A 19,354-nucleotide genomic window follows, 5' to 3' on the forward strand; every position below is an offset into this window, starting at 1 on the left:
GGGCTTTAGCTTCTGCCGTGGCGAAAAGCTTATGCTGCTGTAACTACACTTAAACCATCAGGGTTTCCTCGCTGACACGTTGCGTTAACTCACAACCGCAAGGCCATCATATGCTACTTCGCCTGCTGCGCGGCTAGTGCCGCTCGCACTGAGCCGTGCTGGCGAAGCAATTCGGCGGCGGCGGCTTGCGCAATACCCAGTTCATCCATCAGCATCTTCTCGCCCCGGTCAACCAGCTTGGCGTTGCTGAGCTGCATGTCTACCATCTTGTTGCCCTTCACGCGGCCCAGGCGGATAAATGTAGCGGTAGTGAGCATGTTGAGAGCCAGTTTCTGGGCGGTGCCGGCCTTCAGGCGGGTGCTGCCCGTCACAAACTCTGGCCCCGTTACCACCTCCACCGGGAAATCAGCCACGGCCGCCACCGCCGAGCCGGCGTTGCAGACGATACAGCCCGTAATCAGGCCGTGCTTACGTGCCTGTTCGAGGCCGCCAATAACGTAGGGTGTACGGCCCGAGGCGGCAATACCCACCACTATATCCTTGTCATTGATATTGTAGGCCTCTAAGTCGCGCCAGGCTTGTTCGGCGTTGTCTTCGGCGTTTTCTACGGCTTGGCGAATAGCTGTGTCACCGCCGGCAATCAGGCCAATTACTACGCCATGCGGTACCCCAAATGTAGGAGGACACTCCGAAGCATCAAGCACACCTAAACGCCCACTAGTGCCCGCGCCAATGTAAAACAACCGGCCGCCCTTGCCTAACCGGGCCACCGTAGCCTCCACCAGCGCCTCCAACTGTGGTAGTGCTTTAGCTACCGCCTGTGGTACGGTTTGGTCAACGCTGTTCATGCCGGTTAGCAACTCGTGTGTCGAGAGGGTTTCCAGGTGGTTGAAATAAGAGGGGCTTTCGGTAGTGCTCATATGCGTGGTGGGTGCTAGGCAGGCAGGGAAAAGGAGAGGAAACAAGTCTTACCCCAGCCGCCCGATAACGGTGAATTTATCGAATACATTGGCGTTGTGGGGAGCGTCGTGGTTTAGCTCGCGGGTCAAATCCTGGCCGGCCCAATGCTCGTAATGGTTGCCGCGCTTCCACAGGCGCGACCGGCTGACGTCGTAAATCAATCCCTCATACGCCACCCAGATTTCGTCTCGGTCCTGGCCGTTACGCAGGGCCAGCTGGCCGCGCGAATACACCGGCAAAACGCTTTCCGTTGTGGGTTTTTCGTTGCTCGTTTCCAACTATGAAGGGTTTTTCATGCGGGCAAAACAACTGAAAGAATTGAAAACACGCCTAAAATCGAAAAACAACTAAAGAAAAACCCGCTACCCTAGCAGCGCCTGGGTTAGAAACCACCGATTGGGCATGTCGCCCTGGGCGGCGTGAAAGTAGTCTTCATAGGAGCACGGGATAATGCGCTTCACGCTGCTGTTTGCCAGGCTTTCCACTTCCAGCCACCATTTTTCGGTGTGCTTAGATTTATAGAAAACCAGTTTGCCCGGCGTGTCATGCGAGTCGGGTAAACCCACGGCATAGCGGATGTAGCGCTTGCTCTGGAAATCGGGCTCGGGGCAGCGGTGGTAGTAGCCTTCCACAAAGTACCACAGCATGGTGGCTAGTACCGAGGCGGCTAGTCCGTGCGAGTCGTGGTCGGGGCGGTAGCCGTAGAGCCCGAATGACGTGAGCCGGTCGTTGAGGCCGGCGTACCAGGCCAGCTTGGCCGCTTCCTCATTAGTCAGCCCAAACGGATTGGCAGGGTAGTAGCCTGGCGCGTCGTTCCAGCGGATAGCGGCAATATCAAAGCTCACGAAATCGGCGTGGCGCAGCAGCGGCTCAGCCTGTCGGATATCGTCACGAATCTGGCCTACTCGCAGCCGGTCGAAGTGCATTTGCTGCAAGGCGGCCAGCACATCGGGCGCTACCAGGTATTGCTGGTGGGCTAGCTGCGCAAAGCTGAACAGGAAGTTAGGCTCGTGCATCAGCATGCGGCGCAAGTGGTTGTCCTCGGGCCGGGAGCCATCTTGCTCGGCCATATCCACCCGCGAATCGACGGTAGCGAAGCTCACGGTGCGTTCCAGCGTTTCGTAAGCCAGAAACTGCCCGTAATCAAGGTCGTGGGAGCCGCCCAGCAAAATAGGAACGGTACCGTGTTCAAGCAAGGCGCTGATAATTTCGCGCAGTCGCTGGTAAGTATCTTCCAGCGTGAGGCCCGGCCGCAGGTTGCCCAAATCGGCCAGCCGCACGGTACCAGCGCCTTTCTGGAGCTGATAGAAGCGGCGGCGTACCTCGTCGGCACCGTGGATGGACGGGGCGCCGGCGACACTGCCCCGCCACTCGTCCAGCCCGATAACGGCCAAGTCGGCGGCGCGCCAGTCGGGAAATACGCTGAAAAACGGCGTCACGCGGGCAGCTAGCGTGGTAGCGGAAAAAGCAGAGGAAACTAGCTCTTCGGCAAGCGGATCAAAAAAGATAGCCAGATTCATCGGGCGCGAACAGTGCGAACTGCAACAAAGCTACAGTAAATGCCGCCATACGCCACACTTAGCACGTATGAGGAGGCCAGAAGCTAAACTTTACAAGAAAAAAAAGTGGTTATTTAAGGCAGTAGTTCCGGTTCAGCCGCTTCAGGCGGGCTGATTCCGAAACCTGACCTTCTCTGCCTATTCCACCCTGCCCTCCCTCATGGACATTCGCCGCTCTTTCGATGTACTAACGCAACTGCAACAGAAGTACAACAAGCCTAATTGTTTCGCCGCCAAAATAGATGGTCAGTATGTGCCCATCAGCACCGATACCGTGGTGGAGCAGGCCAACCGGGTCAGCTTGGGGTTGCGCAGCCTTGGGGTTAGCAAAGATGATAAAGTGGCTATCATTTCGATGAACCGGCCCGAGTGGATGTTCGCCGACTTCGGGATTGCGCAACTGGGTGCTACCAGTGTGCCCATGTACCCGAGCATCACGGTGGAAGATTACAAGTACATCTTCGCCGATGCTGGCGTGAAAGCCGTGTTTGTGTCCGACAAAAAGCTATTTGAGAAGGTGCGCGAAGCCACAGAGGGCATGAATATTCCCGCCGAGAATGTCTTCACCTTTGATAAGGTAGATGGCGCTCGGCACTTTTCGGAGCTGCTGGAACTGGGTAAGCAAGGCAACCCCGCCGACCTAGAGCCCCTGAAAGCCGCCGTGCAACCCGACGACCTGCTGACGCTCATTTACACCAGCGGCACCACCGGCAAGCCCAAAGGTGTGATGCTCAGCCACAACAACATCCTCAGCAACTGCCGTAACGCCCAACGTTTCGTGCCCGTTACGAAGGATGATAAAGCGTTGAGCTTCTTGCCGCTTTGCCATATTTTCGAGCGGATGGTAACGTATATATACCTCATCAACGGCGTAAGCATCTACTACGCCGAGAGCATGGAAACCATTGCCGAAAACCTGCGCGAAGTGAAGCCCGAAATCTTCACCACCGTGCCGCGCCTGCTGGAGAAAGTGTACGACAAGATCGTGGCGAAAGGCCACGAGCAGACCGGCGTCAAGAAAAGCCTGTTCTTCTGGGCCCTGGACCTGGGCCTGAAATACGACAACCAGAAAGACAACGGTTTCCTATATAACACCCAACTGGCTCTAGCTAATAAGCTCATTTTCAGTAAATGGCGAGAGGCATTGGGCGGTAATCTGCGCTGCATTGTAAGCGGCGGCGGGGCCCTGCAGCCTCGGTTGGCGCGGGTGTTCTGGGCCGGCGGCATCCGAGTGATGGAAGGCTATGGCCTCACCGAAACCTCGCCGGTAATTGCTGTAGGAGGTTACGAACCTGAAAACAACATGATTGGTACCGTAGGCCCCATCGTCGACAACACCGAAGTGAAAATTGCCCAAGACGGCGAGATTCTTACCAAGTCGGAGTCGGTAATGAAGGGCTACTATAACAATCCCGAGCTGACGGCTAAGGAGTTCGATGAAGAAGGCTGGTTCCACACCGGCGACATCGGCGAGATTGTGAACGGTAAGTTCCTGAAAATCACCGACCGGAAGAAAGAGATGTTCAAGACCTCAGGCGGTAAGTACATTGCCCCGCAGGTAATTGAAAGCAAACTCAAGGAGTCGCCGCTGGTAGAGCAGTGCATGGTGGTCGGCGACGGCCAGAAGTTTGCTTCCGCACTGGTTATTCCTGCTTTTGATGAGTTGAAAGGCTGGTGCAAGCGCAATGGTGTGGAGGCCAGCGGCTCCACCGAAGACCTCGTGAAAAACGAGAAAGTGGTGAAGATGTACCAGGATCTGGTGCACAAGTACAACGATGGTTTCGCGCAGTGGGAGCAGGTAAAGAAAATCGCCCTACTGCCCAAGCTCTGGACCGTGGAAACCGGCGAAATGACCCCGACTATGAAGGTCAAGCGCAAAATCATTACCGAGAACAATAAGGATTTAATAGAGAGTCTGTATCATCAGGCGGAACGCCGCTAGCTTCAGAAAAGCCCCGTTTCCTGGCAGGAAGCGGGGCTTTTTATAAATGCCTAGTATAAGAATAGAAGCAGTTAAGGCAAAACATTTTTCCTGTATTTTAGTATGCAAGCATAACATATTTATGTATGTTTACCGGACTTGCTGCTCCCTGCCATGAAACCTGAAGAAACCGTTGATTATAACATTAAAGTCGCCTGGCATGCCATTTCGCGTATGTACAACACTCAGGCTGGTAAGTATGACATCACCACGAGCATCGGCTTTGTGCTGCTGAATATTGATCAGGAAAACGGTACGCCAGCCACTAAGATAGCGCCATTGCTGGGCCTTGAAACCCGCAGCCTGACGCGCATTTTGCGTTCGATGGAAGAGAAAGGCCTGATCTACAAACAGGCCGACACCCAGGATAAACGCTCGGTGCGCATCTTCCTGACCGAAGAGGGCTTGCGTGGCAAGGAGATTTCCCGTCAGACGGTGCGCCACTTCAACCAGAAAGTGCGTGAAAAAATCCCGCAGAATCAGCTCGATGTTTTCTTCAAAGTTGTCGGCCAGATTACGGGCATGATTGAGGGTAAAACTCTCTTTGATGATTTCGTGCTAAAGCCTTTGCGCTCTGAGTCACCGGCTTAAAAAGCTGCTAGTTAGTGGCTGCCGGCCGATGGCTTTCACAATTTGATGGCACAGACCGTCAAACAAGCATAGTGCGTTCATGCTTTTATAAAGGCTGCATGACGAGTACTTTATGTGATAAACTGCTAACCATCAGCTAGTAGCTGACAATCCAAAAAACCTTCCCACTAATATTCATCCACGAATGAATCGTACCATCAAAAAAGTAGCTGTACTGGGCTCCGGGGTGATGGGCTCGCGCATTGCGTGCCACTTCGCCAACATCGGGGTGCAGGTGCTGCTGCTCGACATTGCGCCCAAGGAACTGCTGCCCGCCGAAGAGGCCAAAGGCCTGAAGCTGGACAACCCGGCCGTGAAGAATCGCATCGTGAATGCCTCTTTGCAGGCAGCCGTGGCGGCCAACCCGTCGCCGCTGTACCGCAAGGCCGATGTGAGCCGCATCAAGACCGGCAACTTCGACGACAACCTCAAGGACATTGCCGGCTGCGACTGGACGATTGAGGTGGTAGTGGAACGCCTCGACATCAAAAAGAGCCTGTTTGAGCAGGTAGAGCAGTTCCGAAAGCCCGGCACGCTCATCACAAGCAACACCTCTGGTATTCCGATTCACATGATGACGGAAGGTCGTTCCGACGACTTCCGCAAGCACTTCTGCGGCACGCACTTCTTTAACCCGCCGCGCTACCTGAAGCTGCTCGAAATCATCCCGACCCCGGACACGAACCAGGCGGTGGTGGATTTCCTGATGCACTACGGCGACCTGTACCTAGGCAAAACCACGGTACTGGCCAAAGACACGCCCGCTTTCATTGCTAACCGCGTGGGCGTTTTCGCCATCATGGACGTGGTGCAAGTAATGAGCGAGCTGGGTTTGACAGTAGAGGAAGTGGACAAGCTGACGGGGCCGGTTATCGGACACGCCAAGTCGGCCACGTTCCGCACATCAGACGTGGTGGGCTTGGATACGATGATCAACGTAGCCAACGGCCTCGCTCAGAACCTACCCAACGACGAAGCCAAGCACGTGTTCCAGCTGCCTGACTTCATCAAGAAGATGGCCGAAAACAAGTGGCTGGGCGACAAAACCGCCCAGGGCTTCTACAAGAAAGTGAAGGGCGCCGGCGGCAAGTCGGAAATCCAGGCTCTCGACCTGAACACGTTGGAATACAAACCCAGCGCTAAGGTGAAGTTTGCCACCCTGGAAGCCACCAAGCCGATTGAAAAGCTGGCGGACCGCTTCAAGGTGCTAGCCGCCGGCAAAGACAAGGCCGGGGACTTCTACCGCAAAACCTTTGCCGGCCTGTTTGCCTACGTAAGCAACCGGATTCCAGAAATCACCGACTCGCTTTACAAGATTGACGACGCCCTGCGCGCCGGATTCGGCTGGGACCTGGGCCCCTTTGAAACCTGGGATGCTCTGGGCGTGCAGAAGGGCTTGGAGCTTGCCAAGGCCGAAGGCAAAACTGTAGCGCCCTGGGTGGAAGAAATGGTAGCCGCCGGCCACACCGCCTTCTACAAAGTGAGCGAAGCGGGCGTGAAGCAATTCTACGACATCGAGTCGAAGATCTACCAGGCCATCCCGGGCATGGAGAACTTCATCATTCTGGATAACCTGCGCGCTACGGGCAAAGTGCTGTGGAAAAACGCTGGGGCCTCGGTGCTTGACATGGGCGACGGTATCCTGAACGTTGAATTCCACTCGAAGATGAACGCGCTGGGCTCCGACGTCATCCAAGGCCTAATGAAAGGCGTGGAACTGGCCGAAAAGGACTTCCGCGGCCTCGTGGTAGGCAATGACGCGCCGAACTTCTCGGCCGGTGCCAACCTAGGCCTCGTGTACATGTTTGCGCTGGACCAGGAATACGACGAGCTGAACCTGATGATTGCTCAGTTCCAGCAGGCCATGATGCGGATGCGCTACAGCAGCATTCCGGTGGTGGGCGCGCCCCACGGCTTGGCCCTAGGTGGCGGCTGCGAGCTGAACCTGCACTGCGACCGGGTGGTAGCGGCGGCCGAAACCTACATGGGCCTCGTGGAATTCGGCGTAGGCCTGATTCCGGGCGGCGGTGGCACCAAGGAAATGACGTTGCGCACCGCCCTCAAGTACGAGGAAGGTGAGCCGGAGTACAACCTGCTGCGCAACGCCTTCATGACGGTGAGCACCGCCAAAGTATCTACCTCAGCCCACGAAGCCTTCGATCTGGGCTTCCTGCGCCGCGGCGACGAAGTGGTGGTGAACTCCAACCGCGTACTGGCCCAGGCCAAAGCCGCCGCCATTGAGCTGGCCGAGGATGGCTATACCCAGCCGGTGCAGAAAACCAACATCAAGGTGCAGGGTAAAGGCGCCCTAGGCATGTTCCTGACTGGCGTGCACGCCATGAAAGAAGGCCGCTACATCTCTGACCACGACGTGAAAATTGCCAACAAGCTGGCCTATATCATGTGTGGCGGTGACCTGAGCAGCCCCACCGAAGTATCGGAGCAGTACCTGCTGGACTTGGAGCGAGAAGCATTCCTCAGCCTCACCGGTGAACGGAAAACGCTGGAGCGAATTCAATCGATTCTGACGACGGGCAAACCGCTGAGAAACTAGAGTTGCAACTAATTTCCTTCCAACGAGGGACGCTAGCCTTAGCTCTAATCCCCCACCTTCTCTAAGACTCAAAAAAATGAATGCATATATCGTAGCCGGTTACCGCACAGCGGTTGGCAAAGCCAACCGCGGCGGTTTCCGCTTTACCCGTCCCGATGACCTCGCCGCCGATGTCATCAAGCATTTGGTAGCCTCGGTGCCTGCCCTTGATCCTACTCGTATCGATGACGTGATTGTAGGTAACGCTGTGCCGGAAGCTGAGCAGGGCTTGCAGATGGGTCGCCTGATTTCGTTGCTGGCTTTGCCGATGAACGTGTCAGGCCTCATCGTGAACCGCTACTGCGGCTCCGGCGTGGAAACCATTGCCATGGCCGCCGGTAAAATTGCCGCCGGCATGGCCGACTGCATCGTGGCTGGTGGTACCGAGAGCATGAGCTTAGTACCTACCGTGGGCTGGAAAACCGTGCCCAACTATAAGTTAGCCCAGCAACACCCCGATTACTACCTCGGCATGGGCCTTACCGCCGAAGCTGTGGCCCAGGATTACGGCATCACCCGCGAAGACCAGGACCAGTTTGCTTACAACTCGCACCAGAAGGCCATTAAGGCCATCCAAGAAGGCAAGTTCAAAGAGCAGATTGTGCCCGTAACAGTGGAGGAGACCTACCTCGACCAGGCCACCGGCAAAAAGAAAAACCGCTCGTTTGTAGTCGATACCGACGAAGGCCCCCGCGCCGATACGTCGATGGAGGCGCTGGCCAAGTTGCGCCCCGTATTTGCCGCCAACGGCTCCGTAACGGCCGGTAACTCCTCACAGACTTCCGATGGTGCTGCTTTCGTTATTGTAATGTCGGAGCGCATGGTAAAGGAGTTGAATCTAGAGCCAATTGCCCGCATGGTGACCTACGCCACCGAAGGTATCGACCCACGCATCATGGGCATGGGCCCCATCAAGGCCGTGCCGAAGGCGCTGAAGCAAGCCGGCATGAAGCTCCAGGACATCGACCTGTTTGAGTTGAACGAGGCCTTTGCCTCCCAAAGCCTAGCCGTAATGCGCGAGCTGGACATGGACCAGGACAAAGTGAACGTGAACGGCGGCGCCATTGCCCTCGGTCACCCGCTGGGTTGCTCCGGCGCCAAGCTCAGCATCCAGCTGTTTCACGAGTTGCGCGCCCGGGGCCAGAAATACGGCATGGTAACCGCCTGCGTTGGTGGTGGCCAAGGAGTAGCCGGCATTTATGAATTGCTGAAGTAATCGTTTGACGAAAAGAAAACCCCGAACCAAACGGGGTTTTCTTTTCGTTAAGTACTCGGCAAGCATAACAAATATTTGTATCTTTCGGTACAACAAACTAGTGGGCTGCTTTGGCCTATAATACTCGGCTTGCCGAGTAGTTTGCCTCCCACTTCGACATTAATCTCCCACATCAATACCTCACCCACGGTCATGGAAGTAACCAACAAGCTTGTGAAAGGCGGCGAGTTTATCATCAAAGAAACCGACGCGCAAGACGTATTCACCCCCGCCGACTTCTCGGAGGAACAGAACATGATGCACCAGACCGCGCTGGACTTCGTGGAAAAAGAGGTGCAGCCCTTGCTGGAGCGCCTCGATAACCACGAAGAAGGCTTGATGCGCGGGCTGATGGAAAAAGCTGGTCAGTTGGGCTTGTTCGGGGTAAGCATTCCGGAGCAGTACGGCGGGCTGGATATGGACTTCACCACCTCTCTGCGCGTGACGGAAGGCGTGGGCGGCGGCCATTCATTCCCGGTGGCCTTTGCAGCACACACTGGCATTGCCATGCTGCCCATATTATACTTCGGCAACGATGAGCAGAAGAACAAGTACCTGCCTGGCCTGACCAACGGTGAGCTGATGGGTGCGTACTGCCTCACTGAGCCTGGCTCTGGCTCCGACGCCCTCGGTGCCAAAACCAAGGCTATTCCAACCGAAGACGGCGAGTTCTACGTGTTGAACGGCCAGAAAATGTGGATTACGAACGGCGGTTTTGCCGACGTGTTCATTGTGTTTGCCCAAGTGGACGGCGACAAGTTTACTGGCTTCATTGTGGAGCGCGACACCCCCGGCCTGAGCCTCGGCAACGAGGAGCACAAGATGGGCATCAAAGGTTCCTCGACCCGTCAGGTGTTCCTCTCTGATGTAAAAGTGCCGAAATCGGCGGTGCTGGGCGAGATTGGCAAAGGCCACCTCATTGCCTTCAACATCCTGAACATCGGCCGCATTAAGCTGGCTGCTGCTTGCTTGGGTGCCACCAAAATGGCATCTACGCTAAGCATCAAATACGCCAACGAGCGAGTGCAATTCAAGCTGCCCATCAGCAAGTTTGGCGCTATCAAGTACAAGCTGGCTCAGCAGGCCGTGCGCATCTACGCCGTGGAGTCGGCCATCTACCGTGCCGGTATGGACATTGCCCGCATGGAGCAGGAACTGCTGGCTAAGGGCCAGAGCCACAACGAAGCTCTGCTAGGTGCCGCTCGCGAGTTTGCCGTGGAGTGCGCTATGCTGAAAGTGGAAGGCTCGGAAGTGCTTGACTATGTGGTGGATGAGGGCGTGCAGGTGTACGGTGGCTACGGATTCTCGGCCGACTACCCCATGGACCGCGCCTACCGGGATTCGCGTATCAACCGCATCTTCGAGGGTACCAACGAAATCAACCGCATGCTGGCCGTCGACATGATCCTGAAAAAGGCCATGAAAGGCGAGCTAGACCTAATGGGCCCAGCCCAAGCTGTGCAACAGGAGCTGATGGCTATTCCGGACTTCAATCTGGAAGAGGAAACCGGCTTGTTTGCGGCCGAGAAAAAGACCATCCAGAAGCTGAAAAAAGCCATTCTGATGGTGGCTGGCACGGCTGTGCAGAAGTATATGAACTCCCTGGCCAAAGAGCAGGAAGTGCTGATGAACATTGCCGATATGGCTATCAAGGTGTACACTGCCGAAAGCACCTTGCTACGCGTGGAGAAAGAAGCCGATATGAAAGGCGAAGAGGCACTGGCCACGCAAATCGACATTGCCCGCGTGTACCTCTACGATACTGTAGATCAAGTAAATAAATTCGGCAAAGATGCCATCGGCACCATGACTGAAGGCGACGAGCAGCGCCTATTGGCTATGGGGTTGAAGCGCTTTACCAAGTCGGACCTCTACAACGCCAAGGAAGCCCGCCGCCGCATTGCCGACGTACTTATTGCCGCCAATGAGTACGCCTATTAAGCCGCCAGTTCAGTGAAGTCAGCAGCATAGATACTGGCAGGTATCTGTAGCTGTTGCAATTCACTGAGTATATGAGAAATAGAAAGCCGCTTCCTGCGTGGGAGCGGCTTTCTGCTTTTCAAACACAACGCCAACGGCTGGGCTGTCGTTTGCAGAAAGATACTCCACCTTCAATCCCACCATCTATGGCCAACGAACAGGTACAGGGTAAAGAATTTTACGAAAGCGTGCTACGGTTTTACGACCATGCGGCCAGCTTCTCCAAGCTCGACCCCGGCATTATTGCCCAGATACGGGCCTGCAACAGCATCTATAAAGTGAACTTCCCAGTGGAAGTAGACGGCCACGTGCAAGTGTTCGAGGGAATCCGGGTGCAGCACAGCCACCACAAACTGCCCAGCAAAGGCGGTATCCGCTACAGCGTGTACGTGGATGAGGAAGAGGTAATGGCCTTGGCTACCCTCATGACCTTCAAATGTGCGCTGGTGGATGTGCCGTTCGGTGGCGCGAAAGGCGGCGTGAAAATCAACCCGCGCACTACGCCCGTAAATATTCTGGAGCGGGTAACGCGGCGCTACGCCACCGAGCTGATCAAGAAGAACCTCATCGGGCCCGGTATGGACGTGCCGGCCCCCGATTATGGCACCAGTGGCCGGGAAATGGCTTGGATTGCCGATACGTACATGACGTTCAAGTATGGTGATACCAGCGCCCTGGGTTGCGTAACGGGCAAACCAGTAGGGCAGGGCGGTATCCGCGGCCGTACTGAAGCCACTGGCTTAGGCGTGTTCTACGGTTTGCGCGAATTGCTATTAGACGAGCCGATTCTTGCTAAGATTGGCCTCACTAGCGGCATTGCCGGTAAACGCATCATTGTGCAGGGACTAGGCAACGTGGGGTACTACGCTGCACATTTCTGCCAAGCCGATGGGGCCCTGATTACGGGCATTGCCGAACGGGAAGGTGGTATCTACAGCGAAGCCGGATTAGACGTGGCTGCCGTATTCAAGCACCGCCAAGACACCGGCTCGATTTTGGGCTTTCCGGGCGCAACCGACGTGGCTGAGTCATTGGACTTGCTGGAATACGAGTGCGACGTGCTGATACCAGCCGCGCTGGAAAATCAGATTCACGAGGGCAACGCGGCCAAAGTCAAAGCGAAAGTAGTAGCAGAAGGAGCTAACGGCCCAACCACCCAAACCGCCGAAAAGATTCTGCTGGAACGCGGGATAGTCATTCTACCCGACCTGTATCTGAATGCTGGCGGCGTTACGGTATCGTATTTTGAGTGGCTGAAAAACCTATCAAACGTGCGTTTCGGACGCATGGGCAAACGGGCCGAAGAAGGAGCCATGCGCCGCTTGGTAGCCACTATTGAGCGCACCACTGGCCGCACCGTTACGCCTGAAGAGCGCCAGTCCATCATACACGGCGCCGATGAAATTGACCTGGTACACTCTGGGCTCGAAGACACAATGATTACCGCCTACCAGTCCATCCGAAAGGTGATGGACGAAGTCGAAGGCATTACCGACCTGCGTACTGCTGCTTTTTATGCTGCTATCGAGAAGATAGGTGTCAGCTACCAGTCGCTTGGTATCTTTCCGTAAGCCATTATGTATACCCACAAAAAAGGCCTTCCCTGTGCGCAGGGAAGGCCTTTTTTGTGGGTATACATAATGGAGTTGGGCTTTACTTGACAACAATCTTGTTCAGCATCAGAGCGGCTGATTTTTTGCTGGGCCGGCTAACGCCGATGAGCGTTTTGGCATCCAACCAAGTTGTAAAGTCCTTCACGTAAGACGGGTTTTGGTCGGCGGCTACGTTCAGGCCCAGGCCTTTGGGCGCTTGCACTACGCCGGTTTGCACGTTCACGCGGCGCAGATACAAGTCTGACTTACCTTTCAGCTTCTCCCACGTTACAAACTGCACGTCCTGCCCAAAAACGGCTGCCCGGTAGCCGATGCTGCTGAAGCCTTCTGTAGCCGGGGCTATTTGGTCTTTGGCAATGATGCTGTGCCAGGTTGGCGACTGAAATTCATTGTAGCCGAATAGATGCAGCTCGCGGGTGTGACCCGGCGAGTTGTCGCCACCTTCCTCGTATTTCTTCTCACCCACTACCACCAACTGTTTGTCGTCGGTGAGCAATAAGTCAGTAAGATACACATCCTCTAGGCGTTTGGCAGCGGTGGTAGTGGCCTTGTTGGTTTCTGCTAGGTACTCGGGGGTGAACAGGAATTCCGGTGCAAATTTCATGTCGCCGTCGCTCGAGAAATCGAACTTTACCACCTTTAGACTGTGGTAGATGCCGCTTTCCCGCTCGTTGCAGATGGCGGCGGCGTACAGCGTATTATCGGGTAGCAGTAGAAAGCGCGAGTCGAACACGTTCACCACTTTGCCCCCAAAGGTGCCGCCTACCGCCACCGACATCACCTTGATATCGGCGCTGGTGTTGAGGTAACGACGCACTGTAAGCTTCTTCATCTCGTCGCTCACTAGCGTTACGTACTGGCTGCCATCGTTGCCTACGTGGACGGTAGTAGAGAAGAACGCGCCTTGGTCGCTGAAATCGTAGGAGCGGTCTTTGAGTTTGCTCAGTTTCTCATCGTACACACTGGCGCTGATTGATCTGATCTGCGTGTTGCGGGTGAGGTAGCGCCAGGCAACCAGTTTGGTACCATCAGGTGAGAAAGCCACGCTAGGGCGTCGGTCGCGGAGGCCGGTTTCTGTCAGTTTCTTGCTCGTAGCCTTCTGCCCATTGCTCAGATCGATGACTTGCGCCGAGATACTTTGAGTAGCACCGCTCTTATCGTAAACCGCCACTAAGGCTTGAGTCCCGTTGCTTACAAAACCATCAATGGCCTGCTCGGCGGTCAGCGGAAGCGGCGTGCTCCACTGGCGTTTGAGGTCAGCATCGTACCGTTCTACGGCGTATTCGTTGGCCGATTTGTGGGCTAAAATTATAAATCCGCCTTTTGCTAGAGGTAGCGTTTTGCTAGGCACCCGCTGGTTGTACCGATCTTCTGACTGTTCCGGCAGGTATGTGAAAGCGGCTGATTTCACCTTTTGAGCCTGAGCATTGCCGCAAGAAAAAAACAAGGCCAAAGCCAGTAGGCCGGTAGGTAGCGAAGTATTGAAACGCACGGCTAAAGGGACTTAATGAGGAAGTTTGAAATAATATTTAAAAATGTACTCTTCAAAGGTATCCAAATACAAGTGTGCCCCGTATATGGGCTGCCTTCAAAAGAAGATTTGCCGTGAACCGATGAAAAGTTCATGCATTCGTAACGAACCATCACTCACTTTCAGCGCCCACACTCGTTAAATTTGCAGAAATTATTCTCTTAACCTTACGCAACAAAGGCCTCAGCGCCAAATTACGTAATCCAACCAAGCTATAGCCTATCGGTAAAAAGATGGGTTGAAATTTCCCGCTTCACTGCCTGAAATTGCGTTTTCCAAGCTTTCCTTTCTCCAAATCTTCAATGTTTTCATTGCGCTTCGGCTCTAGGAAATAATTTGGCCTTAACTTTGTTCCGCCGGGCCACCACAGCCCGCGACCTAATTCCAACTATGAAATTCTATCTTCGTCTCGCTCTGCTCTTCTCACTCATCATTATAAGTAAGCTGAATAAAGAAGCAGAACCCCGTCGTTTAGCTGTGAAGTCAGTGCCCGAAATAAATCCTATTTCAATGCAGTTGGCTGCCTTTTTTCGTCCGGCCAGCGCTAAGATTGAAGACCAGCAAGCTAGCCGTAATCTGTAGGTGAAACGGCTCTTGACAACGTTATTTTAAGGTATAGCATCACGAAAGCAGGCGACTCGTTAGGGTCGCCTTTTTCATGCCTGGACTACAGCTACTTACGCTGCTTTGTCAGCTAATTCGGCTCCAGTTTACGGCCGTAGCTGGCAGACTCTCAATATGACGACGAATATTTTCGTTCTCGGGAAGGTTGAGACCAGGGTCTTCGCTGAGTAACTGTTGGGCCGCAGCCCTCGATTCTGTCAGAATGCGTGCGTCCTTAGACAAATCGGCAATCAGCAAGTCCAGCACGCCGCTTTGTTGGGTACCCATCAGGTCGCCGGGGCCACGCAGCTTTAGGTCGATGTCGGCAATTTCGAAGCCGTTGTTGGTGCGCACCATCGTCTCGATGCGGGTGCGCGAATCCTTGCTCAGCTTGTAACCACTCATCAGGATGCAATAGCTCTGGTCGGCACCTCGCCCCACCCGGCCCCGGAGCTGGTGTAGCTGCGACAACCCGAACCGCTCGGTGCTTTCAATTACCATCACCGACGCATTGGGCACGTTCACGCCCACCTCAATTACGGTAGTAGCCACCATAATATGAGTTTCGCGCTTCACAAAGCGCTGCATCTCGCTGTCCTTTTCGGCTGCACTCATGCGTCCGTGCACAATGCTGATCTGAAACTCTGGAAAGGCCCGCTCTATACTTTCGTAGCCGTCCATGAGGTCTTTGTAGTCGGCCATGGCCTCACTCTCCTCAATCAGCGGATAGACAATATACACCTGCCGGCCCAGCTTGATTTGGTCGCGCAGGAAGCCGAATACCTTGAGTCGGTTGGAATCGAAGCGGTGCACCGTGACGATGGGTTTGCGGCCTGCTGGCAACTCGTCAATCACCGATACGTCTAGGTCGCCGTACAGCGTCATGGCCAAGGTTCGTGGAATGGGCGTGGCCGTCATCACCAACACGTGCGGGATTATGTGCGGGTTTTTCTGCCAGAGCTTGGAGCGCTGCGCCACCCCAAAGCGGTGCTGCTCGTCCATGATGGTGAGGCCCAGGTTGCGGAACTGCACCACGTCTTCGAGCAGGGCGTGGGTGCCCACCAGCATGTGCATTTCGCCAGAACGCAACTGCTCGTGCAGCACGCGCCGGTCGGCGGTGCGAGTGCTTCCCGTGAGCTTGCCAATTTTGATGCCCAGTAAATCAGCAAACTGCTTCAACCCAATGTAATGCTGGTCGGCCAGGATTTCGGTTGGTGCCATCAAACAGCTTTGCGCCCCGTTGTCGGCGGCCATGAGCATGGCAATGAAGGCCACAATAGTTTTGCCCGAGCCCACGTCGCCCTGCAAAAGGCGGTTCATCTGCTTGCCAGTGCAAAAATCCTTGTAGATGTCGTGGATTACCCGTTTCTGGGCGCCGGTCAAATCGAAGGGCAATACATTCTTATAGAAGTGTACCAGCGTAGGCACCTCCTTAAATAACTGCCCAGCCAACTCTACTTTGCGCTGGTCGCGCTGGCGCAGCAGCTTGAGCTGCACATAGAACAACTCCTCAAACTTCAACCGAAACCGAGCCGCTTGTAGCAAATCGGTGCTTTGCGGGAAGTGAATCTGCTGAAGCGCTGTAGCTTTGTCCATCAGCCCATACTGCCGAATCAGGTCTGCCGACAGCGTTTCGTGCACGTGTGGCAGGGCCAGTTTCAGCAAGTCGGCCACCATACGCGCAATGGCCTTGCTATCTACTCGGTGGTAGTTCTTGAGCTTCTCAGAAGTGTTGTAGACGGGTTGCAGGTAGCTCTGGCCAACTTTGGCCTCAGTTACTTCCTCCATTTCCGGGTGTGCCATCTGGGGCCGCCCGTTGAACATCGTAGGTTTGCCGAAGACGATGTACTCCTGGTGGTTTTTAATGACCTTTTCCAGGTAGTTCACGCCCTTGAACCACACCAATTCCAGCTCACCGCTGGCATCGGCCACTTTTGCCACCATGCGCTTCTTGGGGCCTTCGCCTATCACCTCGCGGTTGCGTAGAATGCCCTTGACTTGCACAAACGGTAATTCATCGTGCAAGTCGCAGATGTTATAGAACTGCGTGCGGTCGAGGTAGCGGAAAGGGTAGCGCTGAATTAGGTCGCCGTAAGTGAACAGGTTCAGCTCTTTTTGCAGCAGCTGAGCCCGTTGCAGACCCACGCCGCGCAAGTATTCTATTTTGGTTTGAAAGAAGTTACTCATTTATTAGCTGTTAGCTATGGGCTGATAGCTGTTAGCTTGATAAAGTTTAAATCGAAAAAAGCTATCAGCCAACAGCTATTAGCTGATAACTCAAAGCCTACTGATACTTCAACGTGTTCAGCAACTGCACAATGTCCTTCTTAACGTAGTCAATCACCGGAGCCAGTGAGTCATTGGCTGTAGCCGTGCGGAAGTATAAGGCGCCGCGGAAAAAGTGCTTGGTGCTGTCGGTGGTGTAGAATTGCATTTGGCTGGGCACCTCGCCTTGCAACTCAAACATAGCCACCCGCATACCATTGGGCGTTTGCAGGATGTTCTCGTCGATGCCTGTGGCCTTTACCTCGTGCTTGCTGGTGAGCTTGCGAGCATCTTCCAGCATCTTGTTGTAAAGCTGTCGGTTGCCTTTCAAATCGGAATATGTGATTTGCACGCTGGCCTTCAACTTCGGGTAATACACGTTGATCCAGTGCGGTTGCGCCAGATACGACGAGTCGCGCAATACCTTGGCGTAGCGCGAATACTGGAACGTGTAAGGGTGGCCAGCTGCCAACTGTCGGTAGCGGTGCGGCGGCAAATCAATGCGGTTATAGCCCTTGGGCTTAGGCGTGTAGTCGTCGGAGCCCGGCGAAGAACAGGCCGGCAGCAACACAATCGAAAGCAGAGAGGCAAACAGAAGTCGGGAAGCAGGCATTGCGCAATGCAAAAGAGTTACTCAAAGGTAAAGTTAAACCCCAACCCATTGGCAAAGGGCATTGATTATAGCGTGGGGTAGTTTCGAGGTGGAATAGCTTGTTTGAACGCAAAAAAGCTCCGACAAATGCCGGAGCTTTAAAAGGAAACGAAATTAATAAGTTAGAAAGGCAACTGGTCCAGCTCTGGTTCCTGCCGAAACGTTTGGGGCGCCTCAGCTTCAGTGGAGCCAGTAGCAGCGGCACTTTGCCCGTTGCCGGCATTCGAACGGCCACCAAGCATAGTAATTTCGTCGGCTATGATTTCGGTGATGTACCGGGTCTGGTTGTCCTTGTCCTGGTACTGCCGGGTCCGGATTTTGCCTTCCACGTACACTTGCTGACCTTTCTTCAAATATTTCTCGGTCATTTCGGCCAGGCCTCGCCACGCCGCAATGTTGTGCCATTCGGTCCGCTCTACGCGGTTGCCTTGCTTGTCTTTGTAGTATTCGTTGGTGGCCAGCGTGAAATGCGCGACGCTGGCTCCACCTTCCAGGTGGCGTACTTCTGGGTCTTTGCCTAAGTTGCCTACCAGAATTACTTTGTTGATGCCTGCCATTACTCGTTATAAAAGAGAGAGTTGAAGAATCTGTATCTATGTTTAAAGATATTAAATCCGGCTGTGGATACCAAATTAATTAGTATTTATTTCCAAGATTTGTCAAGATAATTAGCAATTAAAATGGGCTTCGGCAGCGCATTGGTTTCGGGCAGTGTGAAGGCCGCCAAGCCAGAGGTTTTCAGAGCCGCCGCCGACAACGGTTCGTGCAGCCACACCGGGTGAAATTTCGCCTCTACTTTTTGGTGGCTCAGTATATGGCGCATGGCTTGTACCGGCTCTTCCGCCCGGCTTGTACTCAACTGACCACCCAGGGCCTCCACAGCCTGCAACAGCTCCACTGCCGATAAGTCGGCCACATCCTTTTCCGTCAGTGCAAAGTCATACAGGCCTTCCCAAATGTCTTTGGGCCCACGCTTGCGCATATATACTGTATCGGCGTGGCGCAGCACTAAGTAATGAAAGTGGCGTGTGCGAGCCGCTTTGGCTTTGCTCTTAACCGGCAACTCGTTCACCATACCGTGCTGGAAAGCATAGCACTGGGTTTGCAGCGGGCAAAACAAGCAGTCCGGATTAACCGGCGTGCACTGAATAGCCCCAAACTCCATAATAGCCTGGTTGAACTCCGCCGGAGCTTCCGCCGGAATCAGTTGGTCAGCCAGCACCTGAAACACCCGTCGGCTGGCCGGTGCAGCAATATCCTGCGCAAGCCCAAATACCCGAGCCAGCACCCGGAACACGTTGCCATCCAACACAGCTACCTTTTCGTCGAAGGCGAAAGACGCAATGGCAGCGGCAGTGTACTGGCCTACGCCCCGCAATTTTAATAGCTCAGCGTACGTTTCCGGGAAGCGGCCATCATACTCGCTCACGACTTGCTGCGCGGTATGGTGCATGTTGCGGGCGCGGCTGTAGTAGCCCAAGCCCTGCCAATGCCGCAGTACTTCATCCTCAGGGGCCGCGGCTAAATCCTGTACCGTCGGATATGTGCTAATATAAGTTAAGTAATAAGGGAGCCCCTGCTTCACGCGGGTTTGCTGAAGGATAACTTCGGAAAGCCAGATGGCATATGGGTCGCGAGTGTGGCGCCAGGGCAGGTCTCGGCGGTGGCGTGGGTACCATTCCAAGAGCGCCTTAGCAAAGTATGGATGAGCAACGATAGAAGAAGAGGAAGT

15 protein-coding genes are annotated in these 19,354 nt (G+C 54.6%); 7 read left to right on the forward strand and 8 right to left on the reverse strand.

The window, feature by feature from the left end; all coding sequences use genetic code 11:
* Positions 1–113: 113 nt before the first annotated feature.
* The 3 genes from murQ to G536_RS0120230 form a co-directional block, all read right to left on the reverse strand.
* Complete coding sequence (gene murQ / locus G536_RS0120220) at positions 114–920, reverse strand: N-acetylmuramic acid 6-phosphate etherase (protein WP_022825427.1); 807 nt, start codon at positions 918–920, stop codon at positions 114–116.
* A 48-nt stretch (positions 921–968) separates the two neighbouring features.
* The gene (locus G536_RS0120225; protein WP_022825428.1) at positions 969–1,238 is read right to left on the reverse strand and encodes a cytochrome b5 domain-containing protein; all 270 of its coding nucleotides are present in this window, start codon (positions 1,236–1,238) and stop codon (positions 969–971) included.
* 84 nt (positions 1,239–1,322) lie between these two features.
* Positions 1,323–2,480: a formimidoylglutamase gene (locus tag G536_RS0120230; RefSeq protein ID WP_022825429.1), complete on the reverse strand. Its 1,158-nt coding sequence runs from the start codon at positions 2,478–2,480 to the stop codon at positions 1,323–1,325.
* A 199-nt stretch (positions 2,481–2,679) separates the two neighbouring features.
* Between G536_RS0120230 and G536_RS0120235 the strand changes: the two genes are divergently transcribed.
* From G536_RS0120235 to G536_RS0120265, 6 genes are all read left to right on the forward strand, one after another.
* Complete coding sequence (locus tag G536_RS0120235) at positions 2,680–4,461, forward strand: AMP-dependent synthetase/ligase (protein WP_022825430.1); 1,782 nt, start codon at positions 2,680–2,682, stop codon at positions 4,459–4,461.
* Positions 4,462–4,614: 153 nt separating this feature from the next.
* Positions 4,615–5,091, forward strand: a complete 477-nt coding sequence (locus tag G536_RS29100; RefSeq protein ID WP_022825431.1) for a MarR family winged helix-turn-helix transcriptional regulator — start codon at positions 4,615–4,617, stop codon at positions 5,089–5,091.
* A gap of 184 nt (positions 5,092–5,275) precedes the next feature.
* A complete protein-coding gene (locus G536_RS0120245; RefSeq protein WP_022825432.1) occupies positions 5,276–7,684 on the forward strand; it encodes a 3-hydroxyacyl-CoA dehydrogenase/enoyl-CoA hydratase family protein in 2,409 nt (802 codons plus the stop codon).
* Between the two features lie 76 nt (positions 7,685–7,760).
* Positions 7,761–8,939 carry a thiolase family protein gene (locus G536_RS0120250; RefSeq protein WP_022825433.1) on the forward strand — a complete coding sequence of 393 codons (1,179 nt, stop codon included), beginning with the start codon at positions 7,761–7,763 and terminating at the stop codon, positions 8,937–8,939.
* Between the two features lie 192 nt (positions 8,940–9,131).
* On the forward strand, positions 9,132–10,919 hold the full coding sequence (locus G536_RS0120255; RefSeq protein ID WP_022825434.1) for an acyl-CoA dehydrogenase family protein: 1,788 nt from the start codon (positions 9,132–9,134) through the stop codon (positions 10,917–10,919).
* Positions 10,920–11,104: 185 nt separating this feature from the next.
* Positions 11,105–12,529 carry a Glu/Leu/Phe/Val family dehydrogenase gene (locus G536_RS0120265; RefSeq protein WP_022825436.1) on the forward strand — a complete coding sequence of 475 codons (1,425 nt, stop codon included), beginning with the start codon at positions 11,105–11,107 and terminating at the stop codon, positions 12,527–12,529.
* An 82-nt stretch (positions 12,530–12,611) separates the two neighbouring features.
* On the opposite strand, the gene G536_RS0120270 is transcribed toward G536_RS0120265, so the two are convergent.
* A complete protein-coding gene (locus tag G536_RS0120270; RefSeq protein WP_022825437.1) occupies positions 12,612–14,063 on the reverse strand; it encodes a hypothetical protein in 1,452 nt (483 codons plus the stop codon).
* Positions 14,064–14,492: 429 nt separating this feature from the next.
* Here G536_RS0120270 and G536_RS0120275 point away from each other — a divergent pair, with 429 nt between their 5' ends.
* Positions 14,493–14,684, forward strand: a complete 192-nt coding sequence (locus G536_RS0120275) for a hypothetical protein (protein WP_022825438.1) — start codon at positions 14,493–14,495, stop codon at positions 14,682–14,684.
* A gap of 108 nt (positions 14,685–14,792) precedes the next feature.
* On the opposite strand, the gene recG is transcribed toward G536_RS0120275, so the two are convergent.
* From recG to mutY, 4 genes are all read right to left on the reverse strand, one after another.
* A complete protein-coding gene (gene recG, locus G536_RS0120280; protein ID WP_022825439.1) occupies positions 14,793–16,892 on the reverse strand; it encodes an ATP-dependent DNA helicase RecG in 2,100 nt (699 codons plus the stop codon).
* A gap of 97 nt (positions 16,893–16,989) precedes the next feature.
* Entirely contained in the window at positions 16,990–17,583 is a 594-nt protein-coding gene (gldD, locus tag G536_RS0120285; protein ID WP_022825440.1) for a gliding motility lipoprotein GldD, read from the reverse strand.
* Between the two features lie 161 nt (positions 17,584–17,744).
* A complete protein-coding gene (locus tag G536_RS0120290) occupies positions 17,745–18,179 on the reverse strand; it encodes a single-stranded DNA-binding protein (protein WP_022825441.1) in 435 nt (144 codons plus the stop codon).
* Between the two features lie 86 nt (positions 18,180–18,265).
* On the reverse strand, positions 18,266–19,306 hold the full coding sequence (gene mutY / locus G536_RS0120295; protein ID WP_022825442.1) for an A/G-specific adenine glycosylase: 1,041 nt from the start codon (positions 19,304–19,306) through the stop codon (positions 18,266–18,268).
* Positions 19,307–19,354 lie beyond the last annotated feature (48 nt).

Origin of the sequence: Hymenobacter norwichensis DSM 15439 (genome assembly GCF_000420705.1) — a bacterium.
Lineage (GTDB): Bacteria > Bacteroidota > Bacteroidia > Cytophagales > Hymenobacteraceae > Hymenobacter > Hymenobacter norwichensis.